This window comes from Cupriavidus sp. 05N40, assembly GCF_056397305.1.
On sequence record NZ_JBFTND010000087.1, the window covers coordinates 14,687 to 34,129 of the forward strand.

19 protein-coding genes, 1 other RNA gene, 1 pseudogene and 1 riboswitch are annotated in these 19,443 nt (G+C 68.6%); of the genes and pseudogenes, 7 read left to right on the forward strand and 14 right to left on the reverse strand.

Annotated elements, in window-relative coordinates; translation table 11 throughout:
• Positions 1 to 31 precede the first annotated feature (31 nt).
• The 5 genes from cobT to AC1DO7_RS20640 are packed head-to-tail and all read right to left on the reverse strand — an operon-like array spanning position 32 to position 5,609.
• Positions 32 to 1,072, reverse strand: coding sequence for a nicotinate-nucleotide--dimethylbenzimidazole phosphoribosyltransferase (gene cobT, locus AC1DO7_RS20620; RefSeq protein ID WP_441623191.1), 1,041 nt, complete (start codon positions 1,070 to 1,072; stop codon positions 32 to 34).
• 51 nt (positions 1,073 to 1,123) lie between these two features.
• Entirely contained in the window at positions 1,124 to 1,801 is a 678-nt protein-coding gene (cobO, locus tag AC1DO7_RS20625; protein ID WP_441643596.1) for a cob(I)yrinic acid a,c-diamide adenosyltransferase, read from the reverse strand.
• Positions 1,798 to 2,649, reverse strand: a complete 852-nt coding sequence (locus AC1DO7_RS20630; protein ID WP_441623195.1) for an ABC transporter ATP-binding protein — start codon at positions 2,647 to 2,649, stop codon at positions 1,798 to 1,800. The genes cobO and AC1DO7_RS20630 overlap by 4 nt, the downstream gene beginning before the upstream one ends.
• Before the next feature lie 5 nt (positions 2,650 to 2,654).
• Entirely contained in the window at positions 2,655 to 3,653 is a 999-nt protein-coding gene (locus tag AC1DO7_RS20635) for a FecCD family ABC transporter permease (protein ID WP_441623197.1), read from the reverse strand.
• A 15-nt stretch (positions 3,654 to 3,668) separates the two neighbouring features.
• Positions 3,669 to 5,609 carry a TonB-dependent receptor plug domain-containing protein gene (locus AC1DO7_RS20640; protein ID WP_441623199.1) on the reverse strand — a complete coding sequence of 647 codons (1,941 nt, stop codon included), beginning with the start codon at positions 5,607 to 5,609 and terminating at the stop codon, positions 3,669 to 3,671.
• Positions 5,610 to 5,691: 82 nt separating this feature from the next.
• Positions 5,692 to 5,937, reverse strand: a riboswitch (cobalamin riboswitch).
• Positions 5,938 to 6,156: 219 nt separating this feature from the next.
• Here AC1DO7_RS20640 and AC1DO7_RS20645 point away from each other — a divergent pair.
• From AC1DO7_RS20645 to ssrS, 3 genes are all read left to right on the forward strand, one after another.
• Positions 6,157 to 6,501: a hypothetical protein gene (locus tag AC1DO7_RS20645; RefSeq protein ID WP_441623231.1), complete on the forward strand. Its 345-nt coding sequence runs from the start codon at positions 6,157 to 6,159 to the stop codon at positions 6,499 to 6,501.
• The gene (locus AC1DO7_RS20650) at positions 6,498 to 6,839 is read left to right on the forward strand and encodes a cell division protein ZapA (protein WP_441623201.1); all 342 of its coding nucleotides are present in this window, start codon (positions 6,498 to 6,500) and stop codon (positions 6,837 to 6,839) included. The genes AC1DO7_RS20645 and AC1DO7_RS20650 overlap by 4 nt, the downstream gene beginning before the upstream one ends.
• A 311-nt stretch (positions 6,840 to 7,150) precedes the next feature.
• A non-coding RNA gene (ssrS, locus tag AC1DO7_RS20655) (6S RNA) lies at positions 7,151 to 7,357 on the forward strand.
• A gap of 17 nt (positions 7,358 to 7,374) precedes the next feature.
• On the opposite strand, the gene AC1DO7_RS20660 is transcribed toward ssrS, so the two are convergent.
• Positions 7,375 to 7,572 (reverse strand): hypothetical protein, encoded by a 198-nt coding sequence (locus AC1DO7_RS20660; protein ID WP_441623203.1) that lies wholly within the window; start codon positions 7,570 to 7,572, stop codon positions 7,375 to 7,377.
• A 41-nt stretch (positions 7,573 to 7,613) separates the two neighbouring features.
• Here AC1DO7_RS20660 and AC1DO7_RS20665 point away from each other — a divergent pair, with 41 nt between their 5' ends.
• The 3 genes and pseudogenes from AC1DO7_RS20665 (at position 7,614) to AC1DO7_RS20675 (ending at position 9,882) form a co-directional block, all read left to right on the forward strand.
• Positions 7,614 to 8,108: an EVE domain-containing protein gene (locus tag AC1DO7_RS20665; RefSeq protein ID WP_441623205.1), complete on the forward strand. Its 495-nt coding sequence runs from the start codon at positions 7,614 to 7,616 to the stop codon at positions 8,106 to 8,108.
• A 151-nt stretch (positions 8,109 to 8,259) separates the two neighbouring features.
• Positions 8,260 to 9,070 (forward strand): annotated as a pseudogene (locus tag AC1DO7_RS20670) (sulfite exporter TauE/SafE family protein).
• Between the two features lie 110 nt (positions 9,071 to 9,180).
• Positions 9,181 to 9,882 (forward strand): SIMPL domain-containing protein, encoded by a 702-nt coding sequence (locus tag AC1DO7_RS20675; protein WP_441623207.1) that lies wholly within the window; start codon positions 9,181 to 9,183, stop codon positions 9,880 to 9,882.
• On the opposite strand, the gene AC1DO7_RS20680 is transcribed toward AC1DO7_RS20675, so the two are convergent.
• The 8 genes from AC1DO7_RS20680 to AC1DO7_RS20715 form a co-directional block, all read right to left on the reverse strand.
• The gene (locus AC1DO7_RS20680) at positions 9,842 to 10,498 is read right to left on the reverse strand and encodes a nucleotidyltransferase family protein (RefSeq protein ID WP_441623209.1); all 657 of its coding nucleotides are present in this window, start codon (positions 10,496 to 10,498) and stop codon (positions 9,842 to 9,844) included. The two genes, AC1DO7_RS20675 and AC1DO7_RS20680, sit on opposite strands and share 41 nt — an antisense overlap.
• Positions 10,495 to 11,604 carry an XdhC family protein gene (locus AC1DO7_RS20685; protein WP_441623211.1) on the reverse strand — a complete coding sequence of 370 codons (1,110 nt, stop codon included), beginning with the start codon at positions 11,602 to 11,604 and terminating at the stop codon, positions 10,495 to 10,497. Before AC1DO7_RS20685 ends, AC1DO7_RS20680 begins: the two co-directional genes overlap by 4 nt.
• A 35-nt stretch (positions 11,605 to 11,639) precedes the next feature.
• Positions 11,640 to 12,842: a vWA domain-containing protein gene (locus tag AC1DO7_RS20690; RefSeq protein ID WP_441623213.1), complete on the reverse strand. Its 1,203-nt coding sequence runs from the start codon at positions 12,840 to 12,842 to the stop codon at positions 11,640 to 11,642.
• Positions 12,836 to 13,729, reverse strand: coding sequence for an AAA family ATPase (locus tag AC1DO7_RS20695; RefSeq protein WP_441623215.1), 894 nt, complete (start codon positions 13,727 to 13,729; stop codon positions 12,836 to 12,838). The genes AC1DO7_RS20690 and AC1DO7_RS20695 overlap by 7 nt, the downstream gene beginning before the upstream one ends.
• Positions 13,630 to 14,202: an SRPBCC domain-containing protein gene (locus AC1DO7_RS20700; protein ID WP_477116521.1), complete on the reverse strand. Its 573-nt coding sequence runs from the start codon at positions 14,200 to 14,202 to the stop codon at positions 13,630 to 13,632. The genes AC1DO7_RS20695 and AC1DO7_RS20700 overlap by 100 nt, the downstream gene beginning before the upstream one ends.
• A 52-nt stretch (positions 14,203 to 14,254) precedes the next feature.
• Positions 14,255 to 16,666 carry an aerobic carbon-monoxide dehydrogenase large subunit gene (locus AC1DO7_RS20705; protein WP_441623219.1) on the reverse strand — a complete coding sequence of 804 codons (2,412 nt, stop codon included), beginning with the start codon at positions 16,664 to 16,666 and terminating at the stop codon, positions 14,255 to 14,257.
• Between the two features lie 85 nt (positions 16,667 to 16,751).
• Positions 16,752 to 17,273 (reverse strand): (2Fe-2S)-binding protein, encoded by a 522-nt coding sequence (locus AC1DO7_RS20710; protein ID WP_441623221.1) that lies wholly within the window; start codon positions 17,271 to 17,273, stop codon positions 16,752 to 16,754.
• Positions 17,274 to 17,322: 49 nt separating this feature from the next.
• Positions 17,323 to 18,189, reverse strand: coding sequence for an FAD binding domain-containing protein (locus tag AC1DO7_RS20715; RefSeq protein ID WP_441623223.1), 867 nt, complete (start codon positions 18,187 to 18,189; stop codon positions 17,323 to 17,325).
• Positions 18,190 to 18,464: 275 nt separating this feature from the next.
• Here AC1DO7_RS20715 and AC1DO7_RS20720 point away from each other — a divergent pair, with 275 nt between their 5' ends.
• Positions 18,465 to 19,271, forward strand: a complete 807-nt coding sequence (locus AC1DO7_RS20720; protein WP_441623225.1) for a LytTR family DNA-binding domain-containing protein — start codon at positions 18,465 to 18,467, stop codon at positions 19,269 to 19,271.
• Positions 19,272 to 19,443 lie beyond the last annotated feature (172 nt).

The following is a 19,443-nucleotide window of genomic DNA, read 5'->3' on the forward strand; positions in this document are numbered from 1 at the left end:
GGGCCGGTACGAGAGAGAGGTCCGCCGCAGTCTACGCCGATGCCGTGCTGACGCCCGCGCCGCCGAAGGTGGCCATCTCGCGCAGGAAGGCAGTGGCGGACACCAGCAGCGGATAGGCCAGCGCGGCGCCGGTGCCCTCGCCCAGGCGCAGGTCCAGCGCCAGCAGCGGCTCGGCGCCGAAATGCGCGAGCAGGCTGCGGTGGCCGTGCTCGTGCGAGCAATGCGAGAACACGCAGTAGTCCAGCACCTCGGGCGCCAGGCCCTGCGCCACCAGCAGCGCGGCCGAGGCGATGAAGCCATCGACCAGGATCACCATGCGGCTGGCCGCCGCGGCCAGGAAGGCGCCGGTCATCATGGCGACCTCGAAGCCGCCGAACGCGGCCAGCGCATCGAGCGGCTCGACCGCATCGGCATGCAAGGCCAGCGCCTGCGCCAGCACCGCGCGCTTGTGCGCCAGGCCGGCGTCGTCCAGCCCGGTGCCGCGGCCGATGCATTCGTCGATCGGCGTGCCGGTGAGCCGGCTCGCCAGGCAGGCGGCGGAAGAGGTATTGGCGATGCCCATCTCGCCGAAGGCGATCACATTGGTGCCTTCCTGCGCGTGGCGCAGCACGCGCGCCATGCCGGCCGTGAGCGCGGCCTGTACCTGCCCGGCGCTCATCGCGCGCTCCTGCGCGAAGTTGCGCGTGCCCGCCGCGATGCGGCAGTTGACCAGCCCGGGCGCGGCCGGCAGCGGCGCGCGCACGCCGGCGTCCACCACCTCCAGCGACAGGCCGTGCTGGCGCGAGAACACATTGATGGCAGCCCCGCCACCGAGGAAGTTGAGCACCATCTGCGCTGTCACCTCGGCCGGATAGGCGCTCACGCCGGTGTCGGCGATGCCATGGTCGCCGGCGAAGACGATGACCGCAGGGCGCTTGAGTTCGGGCGCGGTGCTGCCGGTGATCAGGCCGATCTGCAGGGCCAGCGCCTCGAGCCTGCCAAGCGCGCCCAGCGGCTTGGTCTTGGCGTCGATGGCGGCCTGCAGGGCGGGGCGCAGGGAGGCATCCAGGGGAGCAATGACGGGAAACTGCATGATGTTCGAGACCACGGTTACGGTTGGGTTGATCGATAGCGCGAGCGGCGCCTACATTTCGATGCCGCGCTGTGCCTTGATGCCCTGCTTGAACGCGTGCTTGACCGGGGTCATCTCGGTCACGGTGTCGGCCGCGTCGATCAGCGCCTGCGGCGCGCCGCGGCCGGTGATCACCACATGCTGCATCGGCGGGCGGGCGCGCAGGTCGGCGATCACGGTGTCCACGTCCAGGTAGTGCAGCTTGAGCGCGATATTGAGCTCGTCCAGCAGCACCAGCTCGACGGCCGGGTCGCGCAGCAGCCCGCGCGCCACCTCCCACGCGGCTTCGGCCTTGGCCACGTCGCGTGCGCGGTCCTGGGTCTCCCAGGTGTAGCCCTCGCCCATCACGTGGAAGGCGCAGTGTTCCGGAAAGCGGCGCAGGAACATTTCCTCGCCGCTGGGGATCGCGCCCTTGATGAACTGCACCACGGCGGCCTGCATGCCGTGGCCGAGCGCGCGCACCACCATGCCGAAGCCGGAGCTGGACTTGCCCTTGCCGTTGCCGGTGGTGATGACGATCACGCCGCGCTCGTCCCGGGCGGCGGCGATCTTGGCGTCCACCACGTCCTTCTTGCGCGCCATGCGCGTCTTGTGGCGTTCGTCGCGGCCGGCGTCGCCGGTTGCGGGATTGGCGTCGGATGCGGCGCCGGATGCGGCGCCGGATGCGGCGCCGGATTGGGGTTCGTTCATGATGAGGTTCCGTCTTGTCCGGTAGGTCCGCCATGCAGCGGATGAAAGGCGCCGTGCGCGATCAGCGCGGTATGCCGGCCGTCGCTGACGCTGACGATGGGGGTGCGCAGCGCATGCGAGCAGTTCGCCGGCGTGAGGACGTCGGCCGCGGGGCCATGCAGGCACAGGCCGTCCTCGGCCAGCAGTAGCGCGTGGGTGGCATAGCGCCGCGCCAGGTTGAGGTCGTGCAGGATCACCACCACGGCGTGGCGGCCGGCCCGCGCCAGGCCGGCCAGCGTGTCCAGCACCATGATCTGGTGGCGCAGGTCCAGGTGCGCGGCCGGCTCGTCGAGCAGCAGCAGCGGCGCCTGCTGCGCCAGCGTGGCGGCCAGCGAGACGCGCTGGCGTTCGCCGCCGGACAGGGTCAGCACGTCGCGCGCGGCCAGCGCATCGAGATCCAGCTCGCGCATCACCGCGGCGACCACGGCGTCGTCCTCGCGGCGTGCCCAGCCCCAGCCCGAGAGATGCGGGTGGCGGCCCACCGCGACCGCATCGCGCACGGTCATCGAGAAGGTATCGCTCACCGCCTGCGGCAGGTAGGCGCGCTGCAGCGCGAGCGCCGCCGGCGCGATCTCCGGCGGCGCGCGGCCGTCGAGCAGCACGGCACCGCCGTCGGGCTTGCGCAGCCCGGCCAGCACCGACATCAGCGTGGACTTGCCGACCCCGTTCGGGCCAACCACGCACCACAGCTCGCCGGCATGCACGGACAGGCTCAGGCCATCGAGCAGCGCGCGCGCGCCCGCCCGCAGCTGCAAGGCCTGCAGCGCCAGCGTGGGACAGTTCGAGGCAGGTTCGTTCCAGGTCGGCATGAGCGTCAGCGCGGCCTGCGCAGCAGCAAGAAGAGGAAGGTGGGCACGCCCAGCAGCGCCGTGATCACGCCCACCGGCAGCTGCGCCGGCGCGATCACCGTGCGCGCCACCAGGTCGGCCGCCATCAGCAGCGCGCCGCCCAGCAGGGCCGACGCGGGCAGCAGCAGGCGCTGGTCGTTGCCCCACGCCAGCCGCACCAGGTGCGGCACCACCAGGCCGACGAAGCCGATCGAGCCGGCCGCGGTGATGGCCACCGCGATCGCCACCGAGGACAGCACGAATACCGCCATGCGCACCGCGCCCACGCGCACGCCGAGCGCCTGCGCCACGGTCTCGCCCATCAGCATGGCGTTGAGCGAGCGGGCCAGCGGCATGACCAGCAGCACCGCCAGCACCAGCGCGCCCAGCACGAGGCCATAGCTGGCGGTGCCGCCGAGATCGCCGGTGAGCCAGAACAGCATGCCGCGCAGGCGCGCCTCGGGCGCCACGCTCAGGATCAGCGTGATCAGCGCGCCCCAGCCAGCGGCCAGGATCACGCCGGTCAGCAACAGGCGCGAGCCCGCCTCGTGATGGCCGCCCTGTACCTGCGGATGCAACAGGTCGCGCCGCGCCAGCGTGGCCACCAGCACCATCGAGAACAGCGCGCCGCCGGCGGCGCCGGCCTGCACCGTCCACAGCGGCCACGTCATCAGCATGGCGCCCAGCGCGCCGGTGGCCGCGCCGCCGGACACGCCCAGCACATAGGGTTCGGCCAGCGGATTGCGCAGCAGCACCTGCATCAGGGCGCCGGTGAGAGCCAGCAGGCCGCCACAGGCGAAAGCCGCCGCCGCGCGCGGCAGGCGCAGCTCGCGCACGATGGCGCTGGCGGTATCGGTGCTGCCGCCGGCCAGCGCACCCCACACCTGGGCGCCGCTGAGCGACACGCTGCCCACTGCCAGCGACAGCAGGAACACCGCCACGCCGGCGGCGGCGAGCATCAGCCAGACGGCAAGCGCGCGCCGCATCTCAGGCCGCCGCCATCAGCGCTGGCGCCATCCCAGCGTGATAAAGCCGGCGCGCCCCTGCGTGTTGTACGGGTAGGCGAGCTGGTAGTTCTTGTCGAACAGGTTTTCCACACGGGCGGCGACGAACCATTGCTTGTCGATGTTGTAGCGGGCATTGAGGTTGACGATACCGTATCCGCCCAGGGTGCGCGAGCCGCTGTCCATGCGCGCCGACGAAATGATCCACTCCCCGCCGAAGCGGAAGTCACCGAACTGGCGGCCCACGTCGAACGCGGCATGGCGGCGCGCGCGGCGCAGCAGCTGCGTATTGCTTTGCTCGTCCACCGGGTTCTGGAACGTCACGCTGGCGCCGACATCGGTGCCCATCAGCCTGGCGCGCCACGAGGCTTCGATGCCCTGCACCTTGGCCTTGTTGATATTCTGCGCCAGGAACAGGCCGTTGGGCTGCAGCGCCGAAGTGATCAGGTTGTCGTAGCGGGTCTGGAACGCGGTCACGCGCAGCAGGCCGGCGCTGTCGGTACTGTACTGCGCGCCCAGCTCGACCGACTTGGCACGCTCGGGGTTGATGCCGGGCTGGCCAAAGTTGGGAAAATAGAGCTCGTTGAAGGTGGGCGCGCGGAATGCGTTGCTGGCATTGGCAATCAGCTTGAACGCATCGGTCAGGTTATAGCCGTAGCCCGCGAAGTAGCTGGCCTGGCTGCCGAAGTCCGAGTAGTGATCGTTGCGCACATTGAGCTGCAGCTGGTGCTTGCCCAGGCGGCCATCGTAGCCGCCAAACACCGAGGCGATATTGCGCACGGGCGCGGTGTAGGCGCTGGAATCCAGTTCCTGCTGCGCGTACTCGGCGCCGAACAGCAGCGTATGCGTGGGCGCCAGTGCGTACTCGTTCTGCCAGGTGTACTGGCGGTTGCGCGTATTGAAGCGGCTGTCGAACAGGCCGTTCTTGGTGGTGTTGCTGCGGTCCTCGCTCTGCGCCACCTTGAAATGCGTACTCCAGTCCCGGCCCAGCTTGCCGTTAACGAAACCCGATACCGTGTACAGCTCGCTGTTCATCCACCAGACGTCGGTGGGCTTTCCCGTGGTGCTGTCGTAGGACAGCTTGCTCTTTGAATAGTAGGCCGTCACTCCCGCATCCCAGTCGCTGGTGAAGCGGTGCTTGACCTGGCCCGATACGCTCTTGTTGTCGTACGGGTTGTCGTTGGGATTGGCCTTGGGCTGCTGCTGGGTGTTGACCGACGAGAAGCCGTCGGTCTTGATGGCCGAGCCGGTGATATTGAACGAGGTATCGCCGATCTGGCCGCCGTAGCCCGCCGTGCCCTGCCGCGTATTGTTGCTGCCATACTCGATCTGCGCATTGGCCGCCGGGGGCTGCCCGGCGCCGCTCTTGGTAAAGATCTGCACCACGCCGCCAATGGCGTCCGAGCCGTAGAGCGCCGACACATTGCCCCGCACCACTTCGATATGGTCGATCTGGTCGGGCAGAATATTGGCCAGCTGGGCCGTGCCGCTGCTGACCGAGGAAACGCGCACGCCGTCGATCAGGATCAGCGTCTGGTTGGAGTTGGCGCCGCGCATGAACAGGCTGGTGTTGGCGCCAAGGCCGCCGTTGGTGGCGAACTCCACGCCGGCCTGCGAGCGCAGCAGCGTGCGCAGGTCCAGCGCCTGCGAATTGACGATGTCCTGCTGCGTCACCACGGTGGTGTGCGGCAGCGCCTCGGTCAGCGACTGGGCCGTGCGGGTGGCGGTGACCACTACCGGCGTCAGCTGCGCGGCGGCAGGCTGCGCCGCGGGTTCCGGCACGGGCTCCGGGGCGGACTGGGCATGGACAAGGCCGGGCGCGCCGGCGGCGAGCAAGGCAAGCAGCGCGACGGGCAAAGGCCGTAGGACAAGTGCGTGGGTGGACTGGCGGGACGCCGGCAATGCCGGGCGGCTCGACCTGGAAGACGATGAGCGCATGATGCGAAGAGGGAGAGAGCAGCCTGGTCCGTTCCCCCGCGGACCGTCTGGCGATGAAGCGCGCCACTGCTCCTGCGGAAAGTGGCGCACTCTCGTTCAGGCCGGTATCCGGGCTGGCGACACTGGTCCGACCGCCTTCCCGGACCTTGCGGTTCAGTGGCAGATGGGCCGGCCCTGCGATTCTTGCGATCGCGGTCGCTTACCGTTGCGGGGGCAGCACAGGTTGGCACGCCTGCGCCCTGGCGGCGCAGGCTGGCTCCCTGTTTCCCGTTGAACTGCAACCCTGTAGTGAACAGAACTGCGAGCACCTGGAACGTGCGCGAGTGTAGGCAGTTTCAAGGCGAGCGTCAATGACGCCCGCCGGCATCCCCCAAGCCAGGCGCAAACGCGCGGAAGCGGGCAGAAAATGGCCGCCACGGCGCCCGTTGGGCGACGTTGCGTGCAACTTCGGCGCGCTGGCCCGGTCACACCGGGCTGCTTTCGCCATCCGCCCGATAGCGCTTGGGCTAGAATCCCAAAACCCGAGACCCTAGATATGACAGGCTCCATGCTCAACGAACTCGAACAACTCGCCGCCAAGATCGGACGCGTGCTGCACCACGCCGACACCCTTGCCGCCGAGAACCAGCGCCTGCGCGAGGAGATCGAACGCCTGCAGGCCGAAGCCAGCCAGCTGCGCGGCGATCGCGAGGCCATGGCAGCCGACCGCGAGCTGCTCAATATCAAGATCGAGGAAGCGCAGCTGCGCATCCAGTCGATCCTCGACAAACTCCCCACCGCCAGCGACGCCCGCCAGCTCGACCTGCTGGGCGACGGCGACTCGGCCGGCCACGCGGCCAGCGCCCATACCGCTGACAGCGCCCACACCAAGGCACCCGGAGAAAACGCATGAGCAACAAGCAAGTCGAAGTCAACATCGCCGGCCAGTCCTACCGCTTCGCCATCGCGCCCGACAACGAGGCCGCGCTGCTCGAGGCCGTCGCCCTGGTAGACGACCAGATGACCCGCCTCAAGGGCGGCGTTTCCGCCAAGGGCGTGGAACGTGTCGCCGTGATGGCCGCGATCAGCATCGCCTCGGACCTGCTATCGCTCAAGCGCAAGCAGCAGGAAGACGGCACCATCCCGGTGGACGCCGTGCGCGCGCGTATCCGCGAGCTCAACGAACGCGCCGACGAGGCCCTGCGCCAGTACGCCCACGTGGGCACCAACGCGCCGGTCTCGCGTGGCTGAACGCGGGTTCGGGTGCGCGCCCGCATGGCGCGGTGCCCCGCACGGCACAGGTATTGCGGCAGGAACGCCACGATGTGCCCGAGGTGCCGCGCGCGCCGGCAAAATGTAACGACGCGCCAAGACGGGCTTGGTATGAAAAGCCCAGAGGTGTATAGTGGAGCCAAGTCGCGCAAAGCCACATAGTCGCGACACCTTAGGTCGGGTTATCGCGCCTGACCGCCGTTTTCATCCCATCCAAGTTAGAAACGGCAAACGTCTGACAGCCTGCGGAAGTATCTGGTCCGGCAGCAAAAAAAGTCAGACGTTTGACAGTTTCCCTGCCTGGTTCGTCAGGATCATATTCCTTGAACCGATAAGCATTTGTTGGTGCGGGACAATGCCGTGTGGGCGAGCGCGTCGCTTGGTTCATAGTCTTCGGACTCCCTGATTCAGTGATGTACCCAAAATACGGCTTCCGCAGCCACTCTGAACCTCACTTGGGTTCAGGATGCCGATCCAGCGGCCGAGGCGGGGACCCCTACAAAGGGCGGTGGTTTCAGACCACCGCCCTTTTCTTTTTGCGTTTCCTTTTTGCGCTCTCCTTGCGCGCGGGCTCGCGATGCCGCCACGCGGCGGCATGCATTTGCGCAGGGAGCTCCGGCGCGCGCGAGAACTGCCGGCGTGCCTGGTTTTCCGCATGATTTTCCGCATCGTTTCCCGCATGGTTTTCTTTTGGCCGGGCTTGCTGCACCATAGCGCTGTCGCCAACGCCACTCCGCCGTGAGCCACAAGCCAATGAGCCGATCCTCGCAAGCCACTGCCGCCGACCGGGCCCGCCAGTACTGGCTGATGAAATCGGAACCGGACGAGGCCAGCATCGATACCCTTGCCGAACGCGGCGCCTTGCCCTGGACCGGTGTGCGCAACTACCAGGCGCGCAATTTCATGCGCGACGCCATGCGCATCGGCGACGGCGTGCTGTTCTATCACTCCTCCTGCCCGCAGCCCGGCATCGCCGGCCTGGCCGAGGTCAGCTCGCAGCCCTACCCCGACCCCACCCAGTTCGACCCCAAGAGCGATTACTACGATGCCGCCGCCAAAGCCGACGCGCCGCGCTGGATGCTGGTGGATGTGCGCTACGTCTCCAAGAGCGCGCTGATCTCGCTGGCCGACCTGCGCGCGCACGAGGAACTCGCGGACATGGCCGTGCTACGCCGCGGCAACCGCCTGTCCATCACGCCGGTGACGCCTGCCGAATGGCGCTTCATCACCACGCGGCTGATGGGTTGAGCCGCGCACAGCTACACGCACCCCCAGCCCCCGGCATCACCCGGGCCACTCAGGTCACTCAGGTCACACCCGCCACACCGGCCGCGCCCCGGCGCTTCGACGCCAGCAACACCAAAAACATCAATAACACCAACAAGGTCGAATCCGCTTCATGAGCTTCTCCCTGATTCCCGGGCTGCTGCTGCTCGGTGCCTTTACTGGCTTCTGCGCCGGCCTGCTCGGCGTCGGTGGCGGCATGCTGATGGTGCCTTTCCTCACGCTGCTGTTCACGTACATGGCCTTCCCGCACGAGGCCATCGTCCATATGGCGATCGCCACCTCGATGGCGACCATCCTGTTTACCTCGCTGTCCTCCGTGCGCGCCCACCACAAGCGCGGCATGGTGCGCTGGGGGCTGGTGCTCGCGCTGGCGCCAGGCATCCTGGTCGGCGGCATGATCGGCGGCGGCAAGGTCTTTGCCGCGCTCAAGACGAGCTGGCTGTCGCTGCTGTTCGCGCTGTTCGTCGGCTTTTCGGCGTGGCAGATGCTGCGCAACCGCAAGCCGGCGCCACACCGCCAGCTGCCCGGCACGCCGGGCATGCTCGGCGCTGGCGGCGTGATCGGCTTTCTCTCCAGCCTCGTGGGTGCCGGCGGCGGCTTTGTCTCGGTGCCGTTCATGACCTGGTGCAACGTTCCCATCCACAATGCGGTGGCCACGTCGGCCGCGCTCGGCTTCCCGATCGCGGTGGCAAGCGTGATCGGCTATGTGTGGAGCGGCCTGGGCCAGGCCGGGCTGCCGCCGGGCTCGCTCGGCTATATCTACCTGCCCGCGCTGGCGGTGATCGCAGTGGCCAGCGTGCTGACCGCGCCGCTGGGCGCGCGCACCGCGCACAGCCTGGACGGCGCAGCTCAAGAAGGTCTTCGCCGGCCTGCTGTTCTGCCTCTCGGCCTATATGTTCTGGAAGGCCTGGCACGCGTTCTAGCACGGCGCAGCGGCCCGGCGGATACATGCAGATACAACGTTGGCCCCGCGTAGCGGAACGATCACCTGCGCCACGCGTCTGATACGCATCGTCTGAACGGGAGAAACTACATGAAACAACTGCTTGCCGCCACGCTGCTCGGTACCGCCGCCATGGTCGCATCCGCCCAGGGCGGTGTCCCGACCCACGATCCGGCGCCGGCCGGCGTGCTGGCGCTGGCCGCCCAGGCCGCCACCGACGTGCCCACCGACGTGGTCCACCTGACCCTTGCCGCCGAGCAGGAAGGCGCCGAGCCGGGTGCGATCTCCTCGGCACTGTCGGCCAAGGCAAAGCAGGTGATCGAGCAGGCCAGGCGCACTTCCGGCGTCCAGGCCGAATCGGGCGGCTTCTCCATCAACCCGTCGACCGACCGCAACGGCCGTATCAGCACCTGGCGCGGGCGCGCCGAGGTGATCCTGCAATCGCGCGATTTCACCGCCGTGTCCAAGCTCGCCGGCCAGCTTTCCAGCCAGATGCAGGTGCAGAGCATCGCCTTCTCGCTCTCGCGCGAAGCACGCCAGGCAGCCGAGGCCAAGCTGACCGAGCAGGCCGTGGCCTCGTTCCGCGGCAAGGCCGACGCCACCACCAAGCTGTTCGGCTACAGCAGCTATTCGATCCGCGAAGTGCAGGTCGGCGATGTCGGCGCGGTGCAGCCGGTGCCACGCATGTATGCGGCCAAGGCCATGATGGCGGACTCGGCGCCGGTGCCGGTCGAAGGCGGCAAGGCGCAGGTCACGGTGACGGTAAACGGCTCGGTGCAGATGCTGAAGTAAGCCGTTCCACGATACGCGCGTAGTCTTCGGGCGTATCCATATCGGTAGTGAAGCGGTCGTGGCCGGCCTCGTGGACGAAGACTTCGTCCGGGTGGTCGGCGATCAGCTTGCGGCAACCCGGGTTCACGTGCCCCGCCACCACCTCGGCCGCATAGCTCGCAGAGAACGCCACCGGGTTGCCGCGCTGCCCCGCGTGCACCGGCACCACGATCGAGCCGCGCGGCATCGTCGCGAAGGCGCGTACCAGCTCCAGGTAATCGGCCGGCTCCAGCAATACCTGGTCGGCCAGGCACACCAGCACCACGCTGCATGGCATGCGCAGCGCGGCCACGCCGGCGGCCACCGATGTCATCTGTCCTTCTTCGTAGCGCGGATTCGGCTGGAAATCGACCGGCAGGCCAGCGAGCGCGCCGATGACCTCGCGGCCCTTGCATCCCGTCACCACCACGACCTCCAGCGGCCGCGCGGCCAGCACCGCGCGCACGGTGCGCCTGACTGCCGGCTCGCCGTCCAGCGGCAGCAGCAGCTTGTGTTGCCCACCCATGCGCGACGACGTGCCCGCGGCCAGTACCACCGCAGAGAAGGCGGGCAGCGCCACATCCGCATGCGCGCTCACGTCGTCTCCCGCACGCCCCGCGCCGCCGGCAGGTATTTCTCCGGTTCGCGCTCGAACTCCACCTTGCAGCCGTCGCAGCAGAAATACACGCGCTGCCCGCCATACTCGACCACATGCCGGGCCGATGCGATATCGACCGTCATGCCGCACACCGGGTTGATGTAGCGGGCCAGTGGCGGTACCGCCGACGCGCCCGGCCCGACCGGCGCCATCGATTCGCACGGCAACATCACCGGCGGCGCGTCCACGCTCGCCGCCGCGGCCCCGGCGCACTGTTCCTGTTCCAGCTGCCGGCGCAATGCCACCAGCCCCGCGACCGCGCCAAGCGCGATCTCCTGCGGCGTGCGTGCATGGATATGCGGGCCGGCCGGCGCATGCAGCGCGTCCAGCCGCTGCGGCGCGATGCCGCGCCGGCGCATGGCTTCGCGCAGGGTCTGCGCCTTGCGCTGGCTTGCCACCAGCAAGATGGCCGCGGCCGGGCTGCGCAGGGCCGCTTCCAGCGCGTCTTCGTCCGCATCGCCCTGGGTGGCCACCAGCACCAGCCGCGGCGCGAGCAAGGCGAAGGCTTCCTGGTCATAGCCGTCGATCACCCGGCTCAGGCCCAGCGCCGCCAGCGGCACGGTCACGCTCGCCGCGGCCGCCACGGCAAGCCCCATGCGCTGCGCCAGCACGCAGGCCTCCAGCGCGGTGGGCGTGGAGCCGAGTACCAGTACCACGGGCGGTGGCAGGGTCGGCTGGATGAATACGTCGAGCGTGCCGTTGCTCGCGCATGGCATGGCGTGCATCTCGATGCCGGCTTCGGCCGGGGCGGTCGCGTTGCTGATGCGCAGCAGCTTGGGCCCGCCGCTGCGGATCGTCTCGAGCGCGGCCTGGATCACGATCGCGCGCGAGCAGCCGCCGCCAACCCAGCCGTGCAGCGAGCCATCCTCCTCCACCAGCGCCTGCGCCCCCACCCAGGCCGAGGTAGGCGGCTGTGCGCGGATCACGGTGACGACCGCGAACGGACACGCGGCTTCGATCAGCCGCTGCTCGCGTTGCAGGAGCGCTTCGCAGTCGATAGCCTGCGCGGTGGCGTCTTTCGTCTCGTCTTTGCTAGCGTGGTTCATGGCGTGATCCATCATGGCGTGATCCATGGCGTCGTTCATTGCAGTACCGACAAGACCTGGGGCAGCACCTGCTGCAGGCTCGCCAGGTCGCGCGCGCCTGCCAGCAGGTCGACGTACGGCAGTGCCGCCGACATGCCGGCGCTCGCTGGCGTAAAGCCCGCCTGGCCAACCAGCGGGTTAAGCCAGACCAGCCTGCGGCAGCGCCGCCGCATCTTGTGCAAGGCCTCCTGCAGCAGCCCGGGCGGCCCCGCGTCGTAGCCGTCACTGACGATCACCACCGCCGTGCGCGAATGCAGCAGGGCCGCCCCGTGCCGGCGGTAGAACGCCTCGAGGCTTTCACCGATACGCGTGCCGCCGGCCCAGCCGGCCGACAACAGCGCCAGGCGCTCCTGCGAGCGCCATGGGTCGGGATCGCGCAGCGCCTGCCCCACGTTTTCCAGCGTGGTGTGGAAGATGAAGCAGTGCACGTCGGCCAGGCGCGCGCTCAGCACGCGCGCCAGGCGCAGGAAGAAAAAGCTGTACAGGCTCATCGAGCGGCTCACATCCAGCAGCAGCACGATGCGCGGCCGCTGCCGCCGGCGCTGCCGCCACGCCAGTTCCAGCGGCAGGCCGCCGCGCGACACGCTGCGCCGGATGGTGGTGGCCAGGTCGATGGTGCGGCCCGACATCGCGCTGCGTTCGCGGCGCGTCTGCAGGCCGCGCAGCCGCTGCGCGAAGCGCCGGATCGCGTCGTCGATGGCGAACAGCGCGTCGGGCTGGTTGAGATGGCGGAAATCCGCGTGCACCAGCGAGGCCTCCGCGCTGGCGCCGCGCGCCGCCGCGCTGCCCTCCGCCTGCGCCATGTCTGCGTCGGCACCGGCCGATGCCAGCGCGGTGCCTTCGCTGTCGTCGCCCAGGCCGGCCTCGCGCCGCGGCTCGATACGCCCGGCGCCGCCGGTCTGCGCCTGCACCAGCGCGCGGCGGTTGGGCCGCTGGAAGTAGGCATCGAACAGCGTGTCGAAGCGCCGCCACTCCTCGGCACGCGAGCACAGCAGCGCGCGCAGGCTCCAGCGCAGCAGCTCGCTGTCGAGCTGCCCCATGCGGCGCGCCACGTCCATGGCGGCGGCCATGTCCGGGCCGGCCACGCGGAAGCCATTGGCGCGCAGCCACCCCGCGAAGCCGGTGTAGCGCGACACCAGCCTATCGGCGAGGTCCTGCGGGAGCGCGCCCTGCGCGGCGCCGGGCAACGCGGTCAGCATGAGGCCGCCAGCTTCTCGACGACCGGGCGCGCCAGCCCGGCCAGGTCCGCGCGCGTCTTCACCAGCGCGGACAGCGAATCCATGATCCGCTCGGCGCCGTCGGCATCGAGCGCGCTCACGCCCAGGCGCAGCAGCGCAGAGGCCCAGTCCAGCGTCTCGGCCAGCCCGGGGCGCTTCTGCATGTCCATCTGGCGCACTGCCTGCACGAACTCGACGATCTGCCGCGCCAGCGCCTCCGGCACGTCCGGCACCTGCATGCGCACGATCATCAGTTCCTTGTCGAAGCTCGGATAGTCCACGTACTGGTAGAGGCAACGGCGGCGCAGCGCGTCCGATATCTCGCGCGTGCCGTTGGAGGTGAGCACCACGTAGGGCCGCTCGGTCGCGCGGATCACGCCCAGCTCCGGGATCGACATCTGGAAATCCGACAGCAGCTCCAGCAGGTAGGCCTCGAACGCTTCGTCGGTGCGGTCGATCTCGTCGATCAGCAGCACCGGCGCCGGCGTGGCGGTGATGGCCTCGAGCAGTGGGCGCTTGAGCAGATAGCGTTCGGAGAAAATGTCCTGCTCCTTGTCGGCCACGGAGCGCTGGTCATGCTCCAGCAGCTTGATCGCCAGCAGCTGGTGCTGGTAGTTCCACTCGTAGAGCGCCGAATGCGCGTCCAGCCCCTCGTAGCACTGCAGGCGGATCAGGCGCGTGTCGAGCAGCCGCGCCAGCGTCTTGGCCACCTCGGTCTTGCCAACCCCGGCTTCGCCCTCGAGCAGCAGCGGACGGCGCATCTCCATGGTCAGCAGCATGGTGGCGGCGAAGCTGCGCTCGGCGATATAGCCGTGCTGCGCCAGGCGCTGTTGCAGCGCGGCCACGTCAGGCATGCGGTCGACAGGCATGGCATCACCCCTGGCTCAGGCAGCCTTGCGCGAGAAGATCCCGCGCAACCAGTCGCGCAGCACCGCCCACGCCAGCGCCAGCCCGTTGAGTTCGGCGCGCGGCGGCGGCGGCGCCGCAGCAGCAGCGGCCAGTGGTGGCACCGGCGCGCGACTGGACACCGGCTGCGCGGCGTCGGCGTCGGCTTCGGCTCCATCGACGCGCCGGAAGTCCCGGTCGAGTCCGCGCCCTTGCCCGCCAGGTGCAGGCTGCGCGCCGCCGGGTCCAGGCCCAGCACTTCGATATCGCCCTTGAACGACATCGTGGCCGGCCCGAGCCGCACGACGATGGTGCCCTTGTAGTGCGTGTCGTCCACGCGCCCGGTGATGGTGGCGCCCGGCATGCAGCCGGCCACCGCCTCGATGTCCTGCAGCGACTGCCAGGCGGCATCGGCCGTGGATGCCAGCGGGAAGACCTTTTCGAGCACGACTTTCATCTGCTTGTCCTCGCATGCGTGCGCGCCACGGCGCGCGTTGGCGGGCCGGGCTTCAGCGCTGCGCCAGGCCCAGCGCGCGGCATTGCTGCCAGACGCGGTAGGCGTTGTGGGGCATGTTCATGTGCGTGACCCCGAGGTGGGCGAAGGCGTCGACCATGGCCGAGGTAAAGCACGGGATCGAGCCGACGTGCGGCGATTCGGCCACGCCCTTGGCGCCGATCGGGTGATGCGGCGACGGCGTGACGGTGAAGTCGGTGTCCCAGTGCGGCGTCTCGAGCGAGGTCGGCACGAAGTAGTCCATCAGCGTGGCGCCGAGCAGGTTGCCGGCCTCGTCGTAGGGCATCTCCTGGCCCATCGCCACCGCGAAGCCTTCGGTCAGGCCGCCGTGGATCTGCCCTTCGATGATCATCGGGTTGATGCGCGTGCCGCAATCGTCCAGCGCATAGAAGCGGCGCACGCGCGTCTCGCCCGAATAGCGGTTGATGTCGAGCACGCACAGGTAGGCGCCGAACGGGAAGGTGAAGTTGGGCGGATCGTAGTAGTCCACCGCCTCCAGCCCCATCTCCATGCCTTCGGGCACATTGTTGTAGGCGGCCCAGGCCACCTCCTTCAGGGTCTTGAACTTGCCCGGCGAGCCCTTGAGGACGAAGCGGTCGAGGTCGAACTCCACATCGTCCGGGCCGGCCTCGAACAGGTGCGCGGCGATCAGCCGGGCCTTCTCGCGGATCTTGCGCGCCGCGCGCGCCACCGCCGCGCCGGCCACCGGCGTGGAACGCGAGCCATAGGTGCCGAGCCCGTAGGGCGCGGTGGACGTATCGCCCTCCTCCACCTGGATCACCGAGGCCGGGATGCCGGCCTCCGACGCGATGATCTGCGCATAGGTGGTCTGGTGGCCCTGCCCCTGCGTGATGGTGCCCATGCGGGCGATGGCCGAGCCGTCCGGATGCACGCGGATCTCGCAGGAATCGAACATGCCGATGCCGAGGATGTCGCAAGCCTTGGACGGCCCCGCGCCGACGACCTCGGTAAAGGTGCACACGCCGATGCCCATCAGCCACTCGGCCTTGGGATCCGCGCGGCGCGCGTCCTGCTCGGCGCGCAGCGCGGGATAGTCCACCGCGGCCAGCACCTTGCGCAGCGCGGGCTCGTAGTCGCCGGAGTCGTATTCGAGCCCGAGCGGCGTGAGATACGGGAACTGGTCCTTGCGGATGAAGTTGCGCAGCCGCAGCTCCGTCTTGTCCATGCCGAGCTTGAGCGCCAGCACATCGATCATGCGCTCGATCAGGTACACCGCCTCGGTCACGCGGAACGAGCAGCGATAGGCCACGCCGCCCGGAAACTTGTTGGTGTAGACGCCGTCGACCGAGACGAAGGCGTTGGGAATGGCGTACGAGCCGGTGCACACATGGAACATGCCGGCCGGCCACTTGGTCGGATCGGCGCAGGCGTCGAAGGCGCCGTGGTCGGCGACCACGTTCACGCGCAGCGCCTTGATGCGCCCGTCGCGGTCGGCGGCCAGTTCGCCCTTCATGTGATAGTCGCGCGCGAACGCCGTGCTGCTGAGGTTCTCGGCGCGCGACTCGATCCACTTCACCGGCCGGCCCAGCACGATCGACGCCACGATCGACACCACGTAACCGGGATACACGCCCACCTTGTTGCCGAAGCCGCCGCCGATGTCCGGCGAGACAATGCGGATCTTCGACTCGGGAATCGCCGACAGCATGCCCACCACCGTGCGCACCACGTGCGGCGCCTGCGAGGTGATGTACACCGTCAGGTCACCGCGCACCTTGTCGTAGGACGCCACGCAGCCGCAGGTCTCCAGCGGGCACGGATGCACGCGCGGATACACCATGTCCTGCGTCACCGTGACCTCGGCATTGTCGAAGGCGCGGTCGGTCTTGTCCTTGTCGCCGATCTTCCAGTTGAAGATATGGTTGGGATGCCGGCGCGCGCCATGCGCGCCCACCTGCTTGTCGCGAATGTCCTCGCGGATCACCGGCGCATCCGGCGCCAGGGCCTGGTGCGGGTCCACCAGCGCCGGCAGTTCCTCGTACTCCACCTCCACCAGCTCGGCGGCGTCGGCCGCCACGTAGCGGTCGTCGGCGACCACGAAGGCCACCTCCTGGTTCTGGAAGCAGACCTTCTCGTCGGCCAGCACCGCCTGCACGTCGCCGGCCAGCGTCGGCATCCAGTGCAGCTTGAGCGGCTTGAGGTCGTCGGCGGTCAGCACCGCGTGCACGCCGGGCAGCGCCAGCGCGCGCGACTTGTCGATCTTCTTCACGCGGGCGTGCGCGTAGGGGCTGCGCACCATCGCCCCGAACAGCATGCCCGGCATCTTGATGTCATCGACATAGGTGCCCTTGCCCTGCAGGAAGCGCGGGTCTTCGCGGCGCTTGCGCGAACAGCCCATGCCCTCCAGCGCGGCGAGGCGCTCGGCTTCGGCGGTCATCGTTCCCATGGTGCGTCTCCGTGCGTCTGCTTGAGCCTCCGGGCGGGACCGGTCCACGCCCGGCGTTGCCCTCTTCCCGTCCTTGCGACCGCGTTTAGTGCGTTGCCTCGTCCATCAAGGGATGCGAGGTCTGGACCGCTTCTCCGCGCAGCTTGCGGGCGGCATACTGCACCGCTTTCACGATGTTCTGGTAACCCGTGCAGCGGCACAGGTTGCCGGCCATCCAGTAGCGGATCTCGTCTTCGTTCGGGTCGGGGTTTTCCTGCAGGAGGCGGTACGCGCGCATCAGCATGCCGGGCGTACAGAAGCCGCACTGCAGCGCATGCTCCTGCATGAAGGCTTCCTGCAACGCATGCAGCTCGCCGCCCTGCGCCAGGCCCTCGACCGTCAGCACCTGGGCACCCTCGGCCTGCACCGTGAGCACCGTGCAGGACTTGACCGACATGCCGTCCATGTCCACCGTGCAGGCGCCGCAGTGCGAGGTCTCGCAGCCGATATGCGGACCGGTGTGCAGGCATCGCTCGCGCAGCGTGTGGATGAGCAGTTCGCGCGGCTCCGCCACCACATCCGTGTCCTTGCCGTTGAGCTTGAACGACACCATCACTTTCTTGATCATGTCCGGTCTCCGCTGGGGCCTGCAATGGGTTCGACAATGGATATGGCGCTCAGTGCGCCGCCCGCGAATAAGCGACGCGCAGCGCGCGCTGCGTCATCTCGCCCGCCATGGCCGTCTTGTACGCGGCGTCGCCGCGCAGGTCCTCGGCCGGGTCGCACACCGCCATCGCCAGGCGCGCTGCCTCGGCGATGGCCGCATCGTCGAGCGGCTTGCCGCGCAGGCTCTGCTCGGCATCGCTGGCGCGGATCGCCGTGGGCGCGACGTTGGTCAACGCGATGCGCACGTCCTCCACGGTTTCGCCGCGCAGGCGCAGCATCACCGCCGCGGCGGCGGTGGCGAAATCGCCGGACTTGCGCTTGAGCTTGGCGTAGCAATAGCCCGTTCCCTGCACCGGTACCGGGATGCGGATCTCGGTCAGGATTTCGCCCGGGTCGAGCAGCGTCATGTAGGTGCCGAGAAAGAAGCCGTCTGCCGGCACCACGCGCTCGGCCAGCTTGCCGGCCAGCACGAAGGAGGCGTCCAGCGCCATCATCAGCGCCGGATGGTCATTGCCGGGATCGCCGTGCGAGATGTCGCCGCCGATGGTGCCGCGGTAGCGCACCTGCGGGTCCGAGATCAGGCGCGCGCCCTCGACCAGCAAGGGGCATTTTTCCTGCAGCAGGGGCGACCAGATCAACTCGTTCTCGGTGGTCATCGCGCCGATGCGGAGCTCGCCGCCTTCCTCGCGGATGCCCTTCAGGCCTTCGACCTTGCCCAGGTCGATCAGGTGGGCCGGCTCGGCGAAGCGCAGCTTCATCATCGGCAGCAGGCTGTGCCCGCCCGCAAGCAGCTTGGCGCCGTCGCCGTATTCTTCCAGCAGCGCTACCGCTTCAGGCAGGGTCCTGGGCGCATGGTATTCAAAGGGGCGAGGGATCACGCTGGTCTCCTTGGCTTGCGCGGCCACGTGCACCGGCATGTGCGCCGCATGTGCGCCGGCATGGGCATCGCCATGTGCGCCGGTCCGGCGGCGTGCGCGGATCGCTGTGTTTCCTGAAGCATTTCATAATGCAGCGCAGCAAAGCAATGTGGCTTCCCGAACGCAAGGCTGTGCTGCGCCAAACGCCGGGAAACTTGCACGAACCACGGCAGAGGCATACAACTGAAATGCCGCGCAGGCGCGCGATGGCCCGACGTCAGACCTGGAGACAAGCAATGGACCGCCTTGCGCCGTTCACCACGCCACCGCCGGAGGCGCGCCGCAGCGAGACGTTCCAGCACAAGCTGGAGCAGTTCAATCCCGGCATCGTCTGGCTCGACGCGCAAGGCCGCGTCACCGCCTTCAATGACGTCGCGCTGCAGATCCTCGGTCCGGCCAGCGAGCAGTCGCTGGGCGTCAGCCAGGACCGGCTGATCGGCATCGACGTGGTCCAGTTGCACCCGGAGAAAAGCCGCGAGAAGCTGCGCTTCCTGCTGCAGTCCGAAGACGCCAGCGGCTGCCCGGTGAAGTCCCCGCCGCCGCTGGCCATGATGATCAATATCCCCGACCGGGTGCTGCTCATCAAGGTGTCCAAGATGACGGACACGAGCGGTGTATGCGGCACCTGCATGATCTTCTACGACGTCACCGACATCACCACCGAGCCGCACCAGACAGCTTCGGCCGGCAGCGCCGCCTCGCCCCGGCGGCTGTTCAAGATCCCGGTGTACCGGAAGAACCGCGTGATCCTGGTGGACCTGAAGGACATCGTCCGCTTCCAGGGCGACGGCCACTACACGACCATCGTGACCAAGGACGAGCACTACCTGTCCAACCTCTCGCTGACCGACCTCGAGTCACGGCTCGACGACAGCGTCTACCTGCGCGTGCACCGCAGCCATATCGTCAGCCTGGCGCATGCGGTGGAAGTGGTGCGATCGGAGGAGCGCATACAACTCGTCATGGCCGACGCCCAGCGCACGCCGGTACCGGTGAGCCGGACGAAGATCGCGGAGTTGAGGGAGAGGTTGGGGGTGGCTTAGGGGTGGGCTCTTGGCCTTGGCCTCTTTGGATTTTTGTGTGCATTCAGGGTGCGCCTGAGTCTGTGGGCCTAGCGGCTTGGGCCTCTTTGGATTTTTTGTGTGCATTCAGGGTGCGCCTGAGTCTGTGGGCCTAGCGGCTTGGGCCTCTTTGGATTTTTGTGTGCATTCAGGG